This window comes from Tessaracoccus sp. MC1865, from assembly GCF_017815535.1.
Classification (GTDB): domain Bacteria; phylum Actinomycetota; class Actinomycetes; order Propionibacteriales; family Propionibacteriaceae; genus Arachnia.
On sequence record NZ_CP072596.1, the window covers coordinates 372,936 to 387,682 of the forward strand.

Here is a 14,747-nt window from a genome sequence, read left to right on the forward strand (position 1 = left end):
GGAGGACCAGATCTCCGTGACGGACGCTCCGCTCGGGCCAGCCAGGCAGGCTGCCCGGCCCCTTCGGATCATCGCCCGTTTCCTCCGGCGGTTCTGGCAGGCCCTCCTCGTCGTCGTCCTGGCGATCGCCCTGGGCATCGCGGCGTACCTCAGCCCGGGCCTCGTGCAGGCAGACGTGCACCTCGACGAGGGCATCGTCTTCGTCGGCAAGCGTGACGACGGACTCATGGGCACCGTCAACGCCCAGATCGACGAGCTGTCCGCGGCGACGGCCACCGGCGACTCCAGGTTCCAGCTCTACCAGCACCAGGAGCACGCGCAGGCCTTCCTGCCGCAGTCGTCGAACCTGCATCCGTACCTCCCCGGGCGCAACATCCTGGAGCGCGCCACCAAGATGCCGCCCAACGCGGTGGTGCAGCAGGTGGGCGGCTCCATGCTGGTGTTCGACCAGGAGAACGGGCGCGTCTGGCACGGCACCCTCGACGAGATGCTGCGGGTGGACTTCCTCCGCGACAAGCCGGATCTGGAGGTGGGCGAGTTCGGGGTGGCCACCCTGACCGTCAGCGGGAAGGCCATCGGCCTCAACGTCTCCGCCAGCACGCTCGTGCGGCTCGAGGGCGACGTCGTCCTCACCACTGCGGTGCCCATCGAGTTCGACCCCGAGCGCCGCAGCTTCGAGATCTCCGCCGTCGGTGACAACGCCGTCGTCCTGGACCGGCACAACGCCCAGATCTGGGTGGAGGGGATGCCGAAGGCGTTCACCATCAGCGGGCAGTCGCAGGCGGTGCTGCTGCCGCCGGTGGCAGACGTGCTGCACGGTGAGGACGGCGCCCGGGCGCTCTTCGCCAACGAGGCCGGGCTGGGCGCGATCACGCCGGACGGGTTCCGCTCCATGTCCGGGCGCATGGACCTGAGGCCGGTGCGCCCCATCCAGGTGGCGGACTGCCTCTACGGTGCGTTCCAGGGAGGCCCTGGAGTGCTCCGGGTCGTGAAGCGCTGCGCCGGTGAGGAACCGGTGGTCACCGAGCTCGACCACCTCACCAGCGACGGAACCGCCCTGGAGTTCCAGGTCAACCGCACGACGGTGGCCCTCAACGACATGGCCAACGGCACCGTCTGGCTGGTGGACAAGGGCACCGTGATCCTGCCGGAGGCCTGGTCGCACGTGCGGCCCATCGTCGAGCGCGAAGACAGCGAGTACACCGAGGGCGACCCGACGGTGCTCCCGGACCGCACCCTCGACAACCGCGCCCCCATCGCCAAGGACGACCGCCTGGGCGCCCGCGCCGGCGTGGCCACCATCATCCCGGTGCTCGACAACGACACGGACCCCGACGGCGACGTGCTGACCATCTCCGTGCCGGACGACCTGCAGATCGACGGCGCCACGGTGCAGCCGGTGCGCGGCGGGTCCGGGCTGCAGATCACCGTCGACTCAGATGCCAGCGGCGAGATCGTCGTGCCCTACACCGTCGACGACGGCCGCGAGAAGACCGCGACGGCCAACGCCTATGTCACGGTCCACCCGGCGGAGCCCGGCGGCGGCAACCAGCCGCCCGCGCTGCGCGGCAAGCACGACCCGGACGTGCCGGCCCCCCAGCCGCTGCGGGTCACCAAGGGCGACTCCGACGTGAAGTACCGCGCGCTGCTGGACTGGCGCGACGCGGAGGGCGACCCGCTCATCCTGGAGAAGGCCTGGATGGACCCCCAGTTCAGCGACATCGTGCAGTTCCGCCCGGACGGCGAGATCACCTACACCGACGTCGGCACCACCTTCGGGCCCAAGACCATCCACGTCCAGGTCGCGGACCGGCACGGCGCCGTCACGACGGACCAGCTGCAGGTGCTCGTCTCGGAAGAGGTCGTGCCGCCCACCACCTACGGCGACTTCGCCACCACCATGCAGGGCGAATCCGTCACCGTAGAGCCGCTCGCCAACGACATCCGCGCGATCAACCTCACGGAGGTCAACCCGGTCGACTGCGCGGAGTGCGTCGAGACCTCGCTGGCGGACAACCGCTTCACGTTCACCTCGGACAGGGTGGGCGCCCACTACATCAACTACAGCGTCAACAACGGCGCCAGCGGGCTGGTGCGCGTGGACGTGCTGCCGCGGCTCACCAACCGGCCACCCGTGCCGGTGGACGACGTCGCGCACCTCCCGGCGATGGGCTCGGTCACGGTGGACCCGCTCCTCAACGACACGGACCCCGACGGCGACGTCCTGGTCATCCAGACCATCACGGACGTGCCCCCCACCCTCAACGTGACCATGGAGCGCCGCACGCTGCTGACCATCGAGGCGACGGCGGAGCTCACCGGCACGGAGAAGTTCCACTACCACGTCTCCGACGGCACCGCGTCGAAGCGGGGCACCATCCAAGTGGTCGCCACCGACGCGTCGGACCAGATCGGGCCGCGGGTCGAGGACGACCTGCTGCGCGTGCGCGCCGGCGCCACGGGCGCGGTCAAGGTGCTGGAGAACGACACCTCGCCGGACGGCCGCGACCTCACGGTCGACGCCGAACTGGTGGACAACCCGTTCGGCGACAACGCGTGGGTGGAGGGCGACACCGTGCGGGTCAGCGTCCCGGCGGGTTCGGCCCCGGGCGTCAGCCAGGTCCGCTACCGCGCCGTCGACAGCACAGGTGAGGCCACCGACGGCATCGTGCGGGTCACCATCGTGTCCGAGGAGGCCTCCAACGCGGAGCCCCCGCAGCCCCGCCAGGTGATCGACCGCGTGCTCGCAGGCACCACCACCCGCATCCCCATCCCGCTCGACGGCATCGACCCGCAGGGCGACTCGGTGCGGCTCGTGGGCCTGGGCTCCATCCCGACGCACGGCCGCGTCCTCAAGGTGGGGGAGCGGTACTTCGAGTACGAGGCGTTCCTCACCTCAGCAGGCACGGACACGTTCCGCTACGTCGTCGTCGACAGCCACGGCGTCGAGGCCACCGGCGAGATCCGGATCGGCGTGGCCCAGCCCAGCAAGACCAACAACAAGCCCATCGCCGTCATGGACGAGATCCGCACGCGCCCGGGACGCCAGGTGCAGCTGGATCCCCTCTCCAACGACTACGACCTCGACGGCGACCCCATCAAGTTCGCCAGCGAGGAGCCGGCGCGGATGCGCGCCGAGATCCCCGTGCAACTGGTGGATAACCGCGAACTGGTCATGACAGCCCCGGAGGAGGAGGGCGACTACGACGGCACCTACGACATCGTCGACCTCCGCGGCGAACCGAACTCCGGGCTCATCAGGCTCACGGTCGACGAGGAGGCGCCCCTGCTGCCGCCCGTGGCCCGCGACGACCTCGTCGACGTGGCCCAGCTCGCGGATCAGCAGTACGTCGAGATCGACCCCCTCGCCAACGACTACGACCCCGACGGCCCGCGTGACGAGCTCACCGTGGACCTCCCCGACACCGATGCCGAGGACGACCTCGCGCCCCGCCTCACCGACGAGGGCAAGGTTTCCATCGGCGTACGCGACACCATGCAGCAGATCCGCTACCGGGCCGTGGACGACGACGGCCTCGCCACCAACGGCGTGATCACCGTCCCCGGCCGCGGCGACGTGGTGCCCACACTGAAGGACCCGGCGCTCCAGATGACGGTGCGGGCCGGCGAGAACCTCCAGATCAACGTCAACGAGGTGGTGCAGGGCACCCAGGGCCGTGAGGTGGAACTCGCCAGCGTCGAGAACATCAAGGGCTACCCCGGCACCGGCCTGGCCCGGGCCGCGGGCCTGAACGCCGTGGAGTACCAGCCGGGGCTGGCGGATTTCGGCCCCGCCGCCGTCGTGTTCGAGGTCAGGGACGTGATGCCCGCCTCCAGCGCCAGCACCGACGTGAGCAGCGCGTTCATCTCCATCCCCGTGACGGTGTTGCGCGCGAAGGTCAGCGGCAGCTCAGACCCCGACCAGGAGGGCTACCAGGTCAACCAGGCGCCCGTCCTGCTCACGGAGCGTCCGGTCCTCGAGGTCGGCGCCGCGGAGGATGAGCAGAGCATCGACGTGACGGCCTTCTTCCGCGACCCCGAGGGCGACAGCGTGCGGCTCCTGGAGCGTCCGCGCCAGATCCGCGGCGACGCCCCCATCGAGTGGGAGGAGCACGGCAACCGCATCGTCGCGCGCGCCCTCGATTCGGCGCGCAAGGGCCAGTCCGTCGTGCTGCAGGGCGAGGTGATCGACGGTTCGGTGGACGCCAACACCGCCCGGTTCGAACTCACCATCCTGGTGGTGGCCTCCCGGTTCCAGAAGGTCTCCGCGTCCGAGGTGGTCGTCGAGGTCGACGCCGGCCAGTCCATGCCGGTGCCGGTGCTCGGCGACAACGTGGTGTCCTACCTGCCGCACGACCAGCAGGTGTTCCTCGAAGGCGCGCGGGTGGTCAGCGGCGGCGGCAAGGCCGTGGCGGACCCGGGGGCAGGCGTCGTGACCGTCTCGCCGGCGCCGGGGTGGCACGGCACGATGGTGGTCAGCTACTCGGTCAACGACGCGCTCCGCGACCCCGAACGGGTGGTCAGCGGGGTCATCCAGGTGCGGGTCCGCGACGTGCCCGGCCGCCCCGGGAACCCCTACGACATCGTCGCCGGCGACGGATCCGTCACCTTCAAGTACACCCCCACCGGCACGGGCGGCGACGTGCCGGCCAACGTCACCGGCACCGCGTCGGCGTCCGCGCCGGGTCTCCCGCCGGCGGAGGGCACCTGCTCGCGCGGCATCTGCAGCATCCGTGGCCTCACCAACGGCGTCCCGTACACCGCGACGGTGACCGAGCAGAACTCCGTCGGCCCGTCGGAGATCTCGCCGCCGTCCGCGGCGTTCCACCCCGACGCCAAGCTGCTGCCGCCGCAGGTGGTCCAGGCCGCCACGGGAGACCGCGGCCTCACGGTCTCCTGGGTGCACAACCGGATCACCGATTCGGAGTTCGGTTCCAGCGGGGTCAAGGGCTACCTGGTCCGTCGCTACGTCGACGGCGCCGAACAGCCCGACAGCCCGCAGACGGTCTCGGCGGACCAGCGGGCGCTGTGGTGGGCCAACCTCGTCAACGGCCAGTCGTCGCAGTTCCGGGTGCAGGCCCTCAGCGACCACGCGATCGTCTCCAACGCGGCCCACTTCGATTCCGACCTGTCCGACGCCTCGAACAGCGAGTACCCCGTCGGGGCGCCGATGGGCTCCATCGCCGTGACGCCCACCACCATCCAGGACGACATCGGCGGCGGCTTCCGGGTCTCCTTCGACGTGTCGGGGGTGGACCCCAACGGCGACCCCACCATCGCGCAGTACCGCGTCGTCCCCGTGGCGTCGGGCCGCGAGCGCACGGACCGCCAGGCAGTGGTGGCGCCGACGGGGGCCACCACCCTCCAGGCGGCCATCCACGGGATGGGCACCGAGGCCACCCAGTTCCGCGTCTACGCGAAGAACCGGCACAGCGAGGTGGCGCTGGGCATGTCGCCGACACCCATCACCTCGTGGGCCCGGCCGAAGCTCACGTCCGTGGAGGCCACCCCGGGCGACGGCCAGGTCACCGTCAGCGTTGCCCACACCATGCCGCGCAACTCCCCGGGCGTGATCCAGTACTCGATGGGCGAGGGCTGGCACCAGCTCCCCGGCGACGGCGTCATCAGGCCGCTCGTCAACGGGCGCCGGTATCAGCTGCAAATCAAGGCGGTGCTCGACCAGATGGAGTCCGCCGTGGAGACCCGCACCGGCTTGCGTCCCCAGGGCGCCGAGCCGACGCCTCCCCAGGTCGCCTCCTACTCAGCCGTCGACGAGAGCCGGGTCACGGCGCGTCTCAGCGGAAGCGCAGACGACTGGGAGGGCACCAACGGCTGGGACCCGTCCGCCTTCGAGTTCTGCTATCCGGGATCGAGGGGCTGCGTCTGGTCCAGCCAGCGCAGCGGCGCGGTCCCCTACGGCGAGCAACAGATCCCGTGGCGCGTCAACGAGCAGAGCTTCAGCCACCTCCCGGCGATCTCCGCGGTGTCGACGGCGCCCGTCCTCCCGCAACTCCAGAACGACCAGCTGACCTTCAAGTTCAGCTACGTCGACTCCGGCAGCTGCACCATCGAGCTGAGCGGCGAGGGCAAGCAGCAGCAGGAAGTGGTGCCGGCCGGCAGCGACGGGGTCATCTACTACCAGCCCACCGAGCAGTACATCTCGGCGGACCCGGTGACCGTCACTCCCAGCCCGGCGGAGCCCGGTGGCCCCACCCCCGAGCCCACCACCTCCACCCCGCCGGACATCAAGCCCACCCGGATCGACGTCACCTGCACGCTGAACGGCTCCACCCAGACCTGGAGCAGGATCAGATGAGCCCGAACGAAGGAAACCAGAGCCAGTGAATCCCGAACAAGCCCGGTGGTTCGGCGAGAACTTCGCCAACATCGTCGCCAACATCGAACGCGTCATCATGGGCAAGACGGAAGCCGTCCGGCTGGCCGTCACCTGCATGCTCGCGGAAGGGCACCTCCTGCTCGAGGACTACCCGGGCACCGGGAAGACCACGCTCGCGCGCGCCATCGCCCAGTCCGTGCAGGGCACCAACAGCCGCATCCAGTTCACGCCGGACCTGCTGCCCTCGGACGTCACGGGTGTGACGATCTTCGACCAGAAGTCCGGCGACTTCGAGTTCCACCAGGGCCCCATCTTCGCCTCCATCGTGTTGGCCGATGAGATCAACCGCGCCTCTCCGAAGACCCAGTCGGCGCTGCTCGAGGTGATGGAGGAGTCGCGGGTCACCGTGGACGGCCAGTCCTACAACGTCGGCCAGCCATTCATGGTGATCGCCACCCAGAACCCCATCGAGCAGGCCGGCACCTACCGCCTGCCGGAGGCGCAGCTCGACCGTTTCCTCATGAAGACGGCGCTCGGCTACCCGGACCACGACGCCACCATGCGGATCCTCGCCACCGGCGGCAGCCGGCCCAGGTCGACGGCGCTGCCGTCGGTGCTGTCCACCTCGCAGGTGGCGGAGATGAGCCAACTGGCCGCGTCCGTGCACATCGAGTCGTCGATCTTCGACTACATCACCCGCCTCACGGAGGCCACCCGGCACGTCGACGACGTGCGGCTGGGCGTCTCCGTCCGCGGCGCCCTGGCCCTGGTGCGCTCCACCCGCGTGTGGGCCGCGTCGCTGGGGCGGCACTTCGTGGTGCCGGACGACGTGAAGATGCTCGCCATCCCGTGCCTCGCGCACCGTCTCATCCTCGACCCGGAGGCCGAGTTCAACGGAGTCCAGGCGGTTGACGTCATGGCCGAGGTGGTCGGTTCCGTGGAGCCTCCAACGGAGCGTCAGTCCGCCTGATGACCGCAACTCCCGCGCGGTGGGAAGCTCCCGAAGTTGTGGACCCACCCACGTTCGACGGCCTGCGCCGGTTCTATGACCGGCTCCGCCGCGTCACCGGCCTGCGCACCAGCGGCTGGATGGCGCTGGCCGCCGGCGCCCTGGCGTTGGCGCTAGGCCTGGGCTTCGGGTGGCTCGAGTTCACCGTCGCGGGAGTGCTGGCGGTGGTCACCGTCGGGCTGTGCCTGCTGTTCACCATCGGCCGGCCCACGCTCGAGGTGGGGCTGCGGCTGGCCGGCCGCGCCGTCGTCGTGGGTGACCCGGCCCGGGGGGAGCTGATGGTGCGCAACGCCGCGCCCCGCCGCCACTGGGGTTCGCGGCTGGACCTGCCCGTCGGGCCCGTGTCGACGAGCTTCTCGCTCCCGTCGCTGGTCTCCGGCGCCGTGTCGCACAACACGTTTCGCATCCCCACGGACAAGCGCGGTCTTGTCACGGTCGGCCCGGCCCAGACGGTGCAGGGCGACCCCTTCGCGCTCGCCGGCCGCTCCACCACCTGGACGGAGGCCCTCGAGCTCTACGTCCACCCCCGCACCGTGCGGCTGCCCGGCCGGCAGGCCGGCTTCGTCCACGACCTCGAGGGCCACGCCAGCTCCCACATCTCGTCGGCCGACATGAACTTCCACGCGCTGCGGCCCTACGTCGCCGGCGACGACCGGCGCCACGTCCACTGGCGCTCCACCGCCCGGGCGGGCGAGTTGATGGTGCGGCAGTTCGAGGAGTCGCGCATGTCGCGGGTCGTCGTCGCGCTCGACACCGGACGCGGCGCCTACCTCGACGACGCCGAGTTCGAACTCGCCGTGTCCTGCGCCGCCTCGGTGGCGCTGCAGACGCTGTACTCCGAGTCACCGCTGGCGGTGCTGACCACGCACGAGACCCTGATGAGCGTCACGCCCACCAGGACGCTGGACGAGTTGTCGCTCGTGGGGCAGAGCACCCGCGGCGGCATCGCGGACCTGGTGCACACCACCATTCGGCGCGAGGCGTCGGCGTCCGTGGCGGTCTGCATCACCGGCTCGACGGCGACCCTGGCTGACCTGCGCCGCTCCTGCGCCCGGTTCGACGTCGACACCCGCGTCGTCGGCATCCGCGTGGCCGACGGGGCCGAACTGCGGGCCCGCTCCGCCAGCAACGTGACCGTGCTCCAGGTGGGCACCCTCGACGAGCTGCCCCGCGCCATGCGGAAGGCCATGCAGTGAGCGCCCCCGCCCGCCGGGCCCTGCCGGCGCACGACGCCACCCCGTACGAGCTGTCCCGACGGTGGCGCTGGGCCGCCGTCGACGCCACCGCGATCCTCGTGCTGCTGACCCTGGTGGCGCTCTCCTTCTACCCGGTGTACGGCACCGGCTGGCTGTTCGTGGCGGTCCTCGGCTTCGGGGCCGTGGGCATCGGCCTGGCCGTCGTGTCGGCCCTGCGGCACTGGTCCTCGGGCGTCACCGCCCTGGCCGCCGCCGGGGCGTGGTTCCTCTTCGGCGGCCTGCTCACCATGCCGTCGTCGACGATCGGCTTCGTCGTCCCCACCCCGCGCACGCTGTTCGGCCTGCTCGTGGGGCCAGTGACGGCGTGGCGCGACATGCTGACGCTCGACCCGCCCATCGGCGAGACCTACAACCTGCTGACCGTGCCCGGGCTGGTGGGCCTGACCGCCGGCCTGCTGGCGATGGTCATCTCGCTGCGCTCGCGTCGGCCCATGATGGCCTGGCTCCCGCCGGTGCTGGGCTACCTGATCGGCGTCGTCGTCGGCTCGCAGGTGGCCTACCGCCCCCTGGTGGTGGGCGGCCTGCTGTTCGTCGTGGTGCTCGTGTGGACGAGCCACCGCCGCGCCGTGGTGCGCGGCCAGCTCGCGGGCAGCGCGAACCGGCTCAAGCCGTTGCGCGCGCTGCTGGGCGCCGGCGTGCTGGTGGCCGCCTTCGCGGTGGCGCTGGCCGCCGTGCCGTTCATCTCGCCCACCCCGGCGCGCGAGACCCTGCGCACCGCGATGGAGCCGCCCATCGACCTGGAACAGTTCGCCTCCCCCCTGCAGGGGTTCCGCGCCAACATCACTCAGCACCGTGCGGAGGTGCTGTTCGACGTGCTGGGGGCGCGCCCGGACGACATCGTGCGCATCGCCACCCTCGACAAGTACGACGGCATCAGCTACCGGGTCTCCACCCTCGACGACACCGCGGTGCAGGCCACCACCTTCACCCGCGTGGGCCAGTGGATCGCCGACGAGACCGAGGGCGACGACCTCTCCGTGCGCGTCACGGTGCGCGGTTACGACGGCGTCTGGACCCCGACGGTGGGGCGCAGCACGCAGGTGGCGTTCCAGGGGCCGCGCCGCGTCGAGCTGGGGGAGAACTTCTTCTACAACCGCAGCTCCGGCACCGGCCTGAACGTGGCCGGGCTGCGGGAGGGCGACACCTACGAGCTCGGCGCCCGGGTCGCGCCCCGCCCCCCGGACGAGGAGATCGCCAAGGCGCGCGCCGGCCGGTTCGACCTGCCGGAGACCAACGGCGTACCGGACGAGCTGATCGCCGCGGCCCGCGCCTGGGCCCGCGACGGCGGCACGGCCGGACAGCTCGCGCTGACCCTGGAGGAGCGGCTGAGCAACGGCTACTTCAGCCACGGCCAGGCCGACGAGGTCGCCTCGCTGTCCGGCCACTCCGAGCGGCGCCTGATCGACCTCCTCGCGGACCCGGAGCTGATGGTCGGCGACCACGAGCAGTACGCCGTCGCGATGGCGCTGATGTCGCGGGAGTTGGGCATCCCGGCGCGAGTCATCTACGGCTACCAGGTGGACACGGGCAGCGCGATCTCCGGCGGCCACGTGGGCGCCTGGACGGAGGTCTACCTCGAGGGCCTGGGATGGGTGGTGTTCAACCCCACGCCGCCCGAGGACCGCGAGCCGCCGGAGGACGACGAACGCACGCCGCCGGAGCAGCTTCCCTTCATCGAGAACCCGCCCCCGCCGCCGCAGCGGCCCGAGGTGCCGCCGCCGGACGAGTTGCTGCCCATCGAACCGGGCGAGGCCCCGGAGCCGGAGAGCCGGATCGACTGGGCGCAGATCGGCGCCATCGCTGCTCTCACCGCCATCCCACTGCTGACCATCGTGGCGCCGTTGGCGCTGGTCATCGGGCTGAAGCTGCGCCGTCGCTCCCGTCGGCGCAACGACCCCGTCCTGGCCAACCGGATCGCCGGTGCCTGGGCGGAGTTGGTGGACCGCGCCCGCGACGTGGGCCGCTCGCCGTCCATCTCGGCCACCAGGTCCGAGCAGGCTGAGGCCCTCGTCGGGGACTTCCCGAAGGTGGCGACGGTGGCGGATCCCATCGCGCTGGCGAAGGAGGCGGACTGGTTGGTGTTCGCCCCGGGCGAGCCCAGCGAGACCACCGCCCGCGAGTACTGGCGGTCGTCCGCCGCCATCCACCGCGGCATGCGGCGCTCCGTCAGTTGGGTGCGTTGGCTTACCAGCTACCTGTCGACCAAATCGTTCCGGAGGATCAAGTGATGCGGTGCTGCCCATCTCACCCGACCGGCCGCCGTGCCGGGTGGCACCCCTACGGGTATTCTCTGCATGTATCTGGTCTAGGAGGAGCTAGGTGAGTCGGCTGATTCCACGCGGTGCCGTGGTCGCTGGGCTGGGGAAGCGTTTCCTCGCCGCGGTGATCGACGCGCTGCCGTTCCTCGTCATCGGCGCCCTGGGCGCGTTCGCCGGGCGGTCCGCCAGCGAACCGACGGTGGCCCTGGTCATCGCCATCGGCGCCGGGGTGCTGTCCCTGGCCTTCGCCCTGTACCAGTGGTGGGCCTACGCCGTACGCGGCGCGGGCCTCGGCGCGCAGGCCATGGGACTGCGGCTGGTGTCGTTGAAGGACGGCGAACCCATCGGCTGGTGGCGCGTGTTCCTGCGCCACGTGGTGTTCTCCGCGGTGCTGGGCACCGTCATCGGCGGCATCGCGCTGCTGATCTTCCTCGTGATCCACGAGCGTCGCCAGGGCTGGCACGACATGGCTGTGTCCGCCGTCGTGGTGCAGCCCAGGGAGGCCGAGGCTCGTCCCGGCAGCACGGCCCCGCGGAAGACGGCCCAGGCCAGCACCGTCGGGTTGCCGCCCCACCTGTCGAGCTCGTTCAGCCCTCAGCCCGGCACCACCGCCACACCCAACTGGGATTCCTTCGCGCCGCGCGGCACCCAGCAGGGGGCGCCCCAGCAGGGAGCGCCGCACGGCGGCCTCCCCCCGCAGCCCCGCACCCAGCTGTCAGCGCCGGACTGGCTGCCCGGCGTCCAGTCCGAGCCGGTCGAGCCCACGCCGCAGCAGGCGCCCTTCCAGGCCTCCGCGCAGTGGCGTCCGCCGGCCGCGAAGACCCCCGCGCCGTCGCCGTGGCAGGCCCCGCAACCGCCCAAGCCGGTGCTGCCGGAGCCGACGCCCGCTGAGTCGCCCAAGCCTCCCCGGGCGTGGATCCCGCTGCCCACCCCCACGTCGGTGATCGAACCGTCGATGAAGGTGCGACGCCGCGACTTCGGCGAGGTGGAGGACAACGAAGGCACCCGCATCGCCAACCTGCCGTCCACGGCGAGTCGCGGCGGAGGCGCGGGCTGGTATCTCCGCCTCGACGACGGCCGCGAGGTGGAACTCACCGTCACGGTGCTGCTGGGCCGCAACCCGCAGAAGGGCCCGGAGGACCCGGAGGTGCACCTGGTGCCCGCGTCGGGCGACGGCCGGATGATCTCGCGCACCCACGTGCAGATCGGGACGGACCCCCGCGGCGTGTACGTCGTGGACCGCGGCTCCACCAACGGCACGGCCCTCGTCACGCAGGGCGGCGAGCTGGAACCCTGCCCGTCCGGCACCCAGGTGCGGGTCAGGGAGGGGCAGCAGGTCAGCTACGGCAACCGTTGGTTCACCGTCCTGCGCCGCCCCGTCATCTCCTGAGCACGCCTCTGGGCCAGTCGCCGCGGCGTTAGGATCGACGACATGCTGCTGAGCGACCGCGACATCCTGGCCGAAGTGCACGCCGGGAACATCCTGCTGGACCCCTGGGATCCCGTCATGGTGCAACCCGCCTCCGTCGACGTGCGCCTGGACAAGCTGTTCCGCGTGTTCGAGAACCACCGATACCCGTCGATCGACCCGTCGGTGGAGCAGCCCGAGCTCACGCGCCTGATCGAGGTGGCCGAAGGCGAACCCTTCGTGCTGCACCCCGGGGAGTTCGCTCTGGCGTCCACGTACGAGCGGATCACGCTCGGCCAGGCGCTGGCGGCCAGGCTGGAGGGCAAGTCGTCGCTGGGCCGCCTGGGTCTGGTGACGCATTCGACGGCGGGCTTCATCGATCCCGGCTTCTCGGGCCACGTCACCCTCGAGCTGTCCAACATGGCCACGCTGCCCATCAAGTTGTGGCCGGGCATGAAGATCGGCCAGTTCTGCTTCTTCCAGCTCAGTTCTCCGGCGGAGCACGCGTACGGCTCTGAGAAGTACGGCTCCCGTTACCAGGGGCAGCGCGGACCCACGCCGTCGCGCTCGCACCTCAACTTCCACCGAAGCCAGGTCTGATCCGCCCATGAGTGTCGGCAGGGGGATGGGTGGGGGCCGGGTCCTCGGCCGGCTCGCCACTGGATCCGAGATCCGTGACCACAAACTGGACCGCGGCACCGCGCGCCGCGTCATCGCCTACGGCGGACCCTTCAAGGGCCTGATCCTGCTCTTCCTGGTCAGCGTCACGCTCGGGAGCGCGCTGTCGGTGGTACCGCTGCTGCTGTTCCAGCGGATCATCGACGACGGCGTGCTGGCGGGCGACGTCCGGCTCATCGTCGTGCTGTCGCTGGTGGTGGCGGGCATGGCCGTCGGTTCCGCGGCGCTGTCCATCGTTGAGCGGTGGTGCTCGGCGCGCATCGGCGAGGGGCTCATCTATTCGATGCGTACCCAGATCTTCGACCACGTGCTGCGCATGCCCATCGCGTTCTTCAGCCGCTCCCACACGGGCAAGCTGGTCTCGCGGCTCCACTCGGATGTCAACGGCGCGCAGCAGGCGTTCACCTCCACGCTGTCGTCGCTGGTGTCCAACGGCGTCACGCTGCTGCTGGTGCTGGGCTCCATGCTGGCGCTGTCGTGGCCGCTGACGCTGGGCGCGCTGGTGCTGCTGCCCATCTTCATGGTGCCCGCCCAGTTGGTGGGCAGGCGGTTGGCGGACCTCTCCCGTGACCGGATGCAGCACCAGGCGGAGATGTCGGCCACCATGACCGAGCGGTTCTCCGTCTCCGGGGCGCTGCTGGTGAAGCTGTTCGGCGACCACGCCACGGAGAACGCCACGTTCGCCTCGCAGGCCAGGGCGGTGGCCGACGGCGGGGTGAAGATCGCCATGACCTCGCGGGTGTTCATGACCGCGATGACCTTCGTCGGGGCGTTGGCCACGGCGCTGTTCTACGGCTTCGGCGGCTACGCCGCGGTGGAGGGTCAGCTCACCGTGGGTACCCTCACGGCGCTGGTGGCCCTGCTGGCCAGGCTGTACGGGCCGCTGATCCAGCTGAGCTCGCTGCGGGTGGACGTGATGACGGCGCTGGTCAGCTTCGAGCGGGTGTTCGAGGTGCTGGACCTGAAGCCCCTGATCGTCGACGCGCCGGACGCGAAGCAGGTGACCGGGCCGCCGAGCGTCGCCTTCCGTGACGTGTGGTTCACCTACCCGGACGCGCAGCAGGTGTCGTTGGAGTCGCTCGAGCCCGCCATGGCGGTGGGGGAGTCGGCCAACGAGCCGGTGCTGCGGGGCGTCACGTTCGAGGTGTCGCCGGGGCAGACGGTCGCCCTGGTCGGCCCGTCGGGCGCGGGCAAGACCACCATCACGCACCTGCTGGCGCGGCTCTACGACGTGGATTCGGGCAGCGTGGAGATCGGCGGCACGGATGTGCGAGAGCTGGCGTTGTCGTCGTTGCAGGACGAGATCGGCTACGTGACGCAGGACGCGCACCTCTTCCACGACACCGTGGGCGCCAACCTGCGCTACGCCAAGCCCTCGGCCACCGAAGATGAGCTGTGGGCGGCGCTCGAGGCGGCCCAGATCGCGGGCCTGGTGCGCCGGCTCCCCGACGGGATGGCCACCGTGGTGGGCGAGCGGGGCTACCGGTTGAGCGGCGGCGAGCGGCAGCGCTTCGCGATCGCCCGGCTGCTGTTGAAGGCCCCGCCCATCCTGGTGCTGGACGAGGCGACGGCGCACCTGGATTCCGAATCCGAGCACCTGGTGCAGCAGGCGCTGGACAACGCGCGGGAGGGGCGCACGTCGATCGTGATCGCGCACCGTCTCTCCACCGTGCGGCATGCAGACCAGATCCTGGTGGTCGAGTCCGGCCGGATCGTTGAGCGCGGTACCCACGCGGAGCTGCTCGAGTCCCGCGGTCAGTACGCGACGCTGTATTTCACGCAGTTCTCCGACGACTGAGCC

7 protein-coding genes are annotated in these 14,747 nt (G+C 71.0%); all 7 read left to right on the top strand.

Features of this window, described 5'->3' with window-relative positions:
* Positions 1-16 precede the first annotated feature (16 nt).
* The 7 genes from J7D54_RS01540 (at position 17) to J7D54_RS01570 (ending at position 14,744) form a co-directional block, all read left to right on the top strand.
* Entirely contained in the window at positions 17-6,316 is a 6,300-nt protein-coding gene (locus J7D54_RS01540) for an Ig-like domain-containing protein (RefSeq protein WP_182762749.1), read from the top strand.
* A gap of 25 nt (positions 6,317-6,341) precedes the next feature.
* Positions 6,342-7,307, top strand: coding sequence for a MoxR family ATPase (locus J7D54_RS01545; protein ID WP_076063068.1), 966 nt, complete (start codon positions 6,342-6,344; stop codon positions 7,305-7,307).
* The gene (locus tag J7D54_RS01550; protein WP_182762746.1) at positions 7,307-8,542 is read left to right on the top strand and encodes a DUF58 domain-containing protein; all 1,236 of its coding nucleotides are present in this window, start codon (positions 7,307-7,309) and stop codon (positions 8,540-8,542) included. Before J7D54_RS01545 ends, J7D54_RS01550 begins: the two co-directional genes overlap by 1 nt.
* Complete coding sequence (locus J7D54_RS01555; RefSeq protein WP_182762744.1) at positions 8,539-10,830, top strand: transglutaminase family protein; 2,292 nt, start codon at positions 8,539-8,541, stop codon at positions 10,828-10,830. Before J7D54_RS01550 ends, J7D54_RS01555 begins: the two co-directional genes overlap by 4 nt.
* A 91-nt stretch (positions 10,831-10,921) precedes the next feature.
* Positions 10,922-12,250 carry an RDD family protein gene (locus tag J7D54_RS01560; protein ID WP_182762741.1) on the top strand — a complete coding sequence of 443 codons (1,329 nt, stop codon included), beginning with the start codon at positions 10,922-10,924 and terminating at the stop codon, positions 12,248-12,250.
* Positions 12,251-12,292: 42 nt separating this feature from the next.
* Complete coding sequence (gene dcd, locus J7D54_RS01565) at positions 12,293-12,868, top strand: dCTP deaminase (protein ID WP_182762739.1); 576 nt, start codon at positions 12,293-12,295, stop codon at positions 12,866-12,868.
* Between the two features lie 7 nt (positions 12,869-12,875).
* Positions 12,876-14,744 (top strand): ABC transporter ATP-binding protein, encoded by a 1,869-nt coding sequence (locus J7D54_RS01570; protein WP_182762737.1) that lies wholly within the window; start codon positions 12,876-12,878, stop codon positions 14,742-14,744.
* The last annotated feature ends 3 nt before the right edge of the window (positions 14,745-14,747 follow it).

Bases quoted from the DNA above. Each gene is read 5' to 3' on its own strand.
- J7D54_RS01550 (WP_182762746.1), top strand. From the start codon at position 7,307: ATGACCGCAACTCCCGCGCGGTGGGAAGCTCCCGAAGTTGTGGACCCA.
- dcd (WP_182762739.1), top strand. From the start codon at position 12,293: ATGCTGCTGAGCGACCGCGACATCCTGGCCGAAGTGCACGCCGGGAAC.
- J7D54_RS01570 (WP_182762737.1), top strand. From the start codon at position 12,876: ATGAGTGTCGGCAGGGGGATGGGTGGGGGCCGGGTCCTCGGCCGGCTC.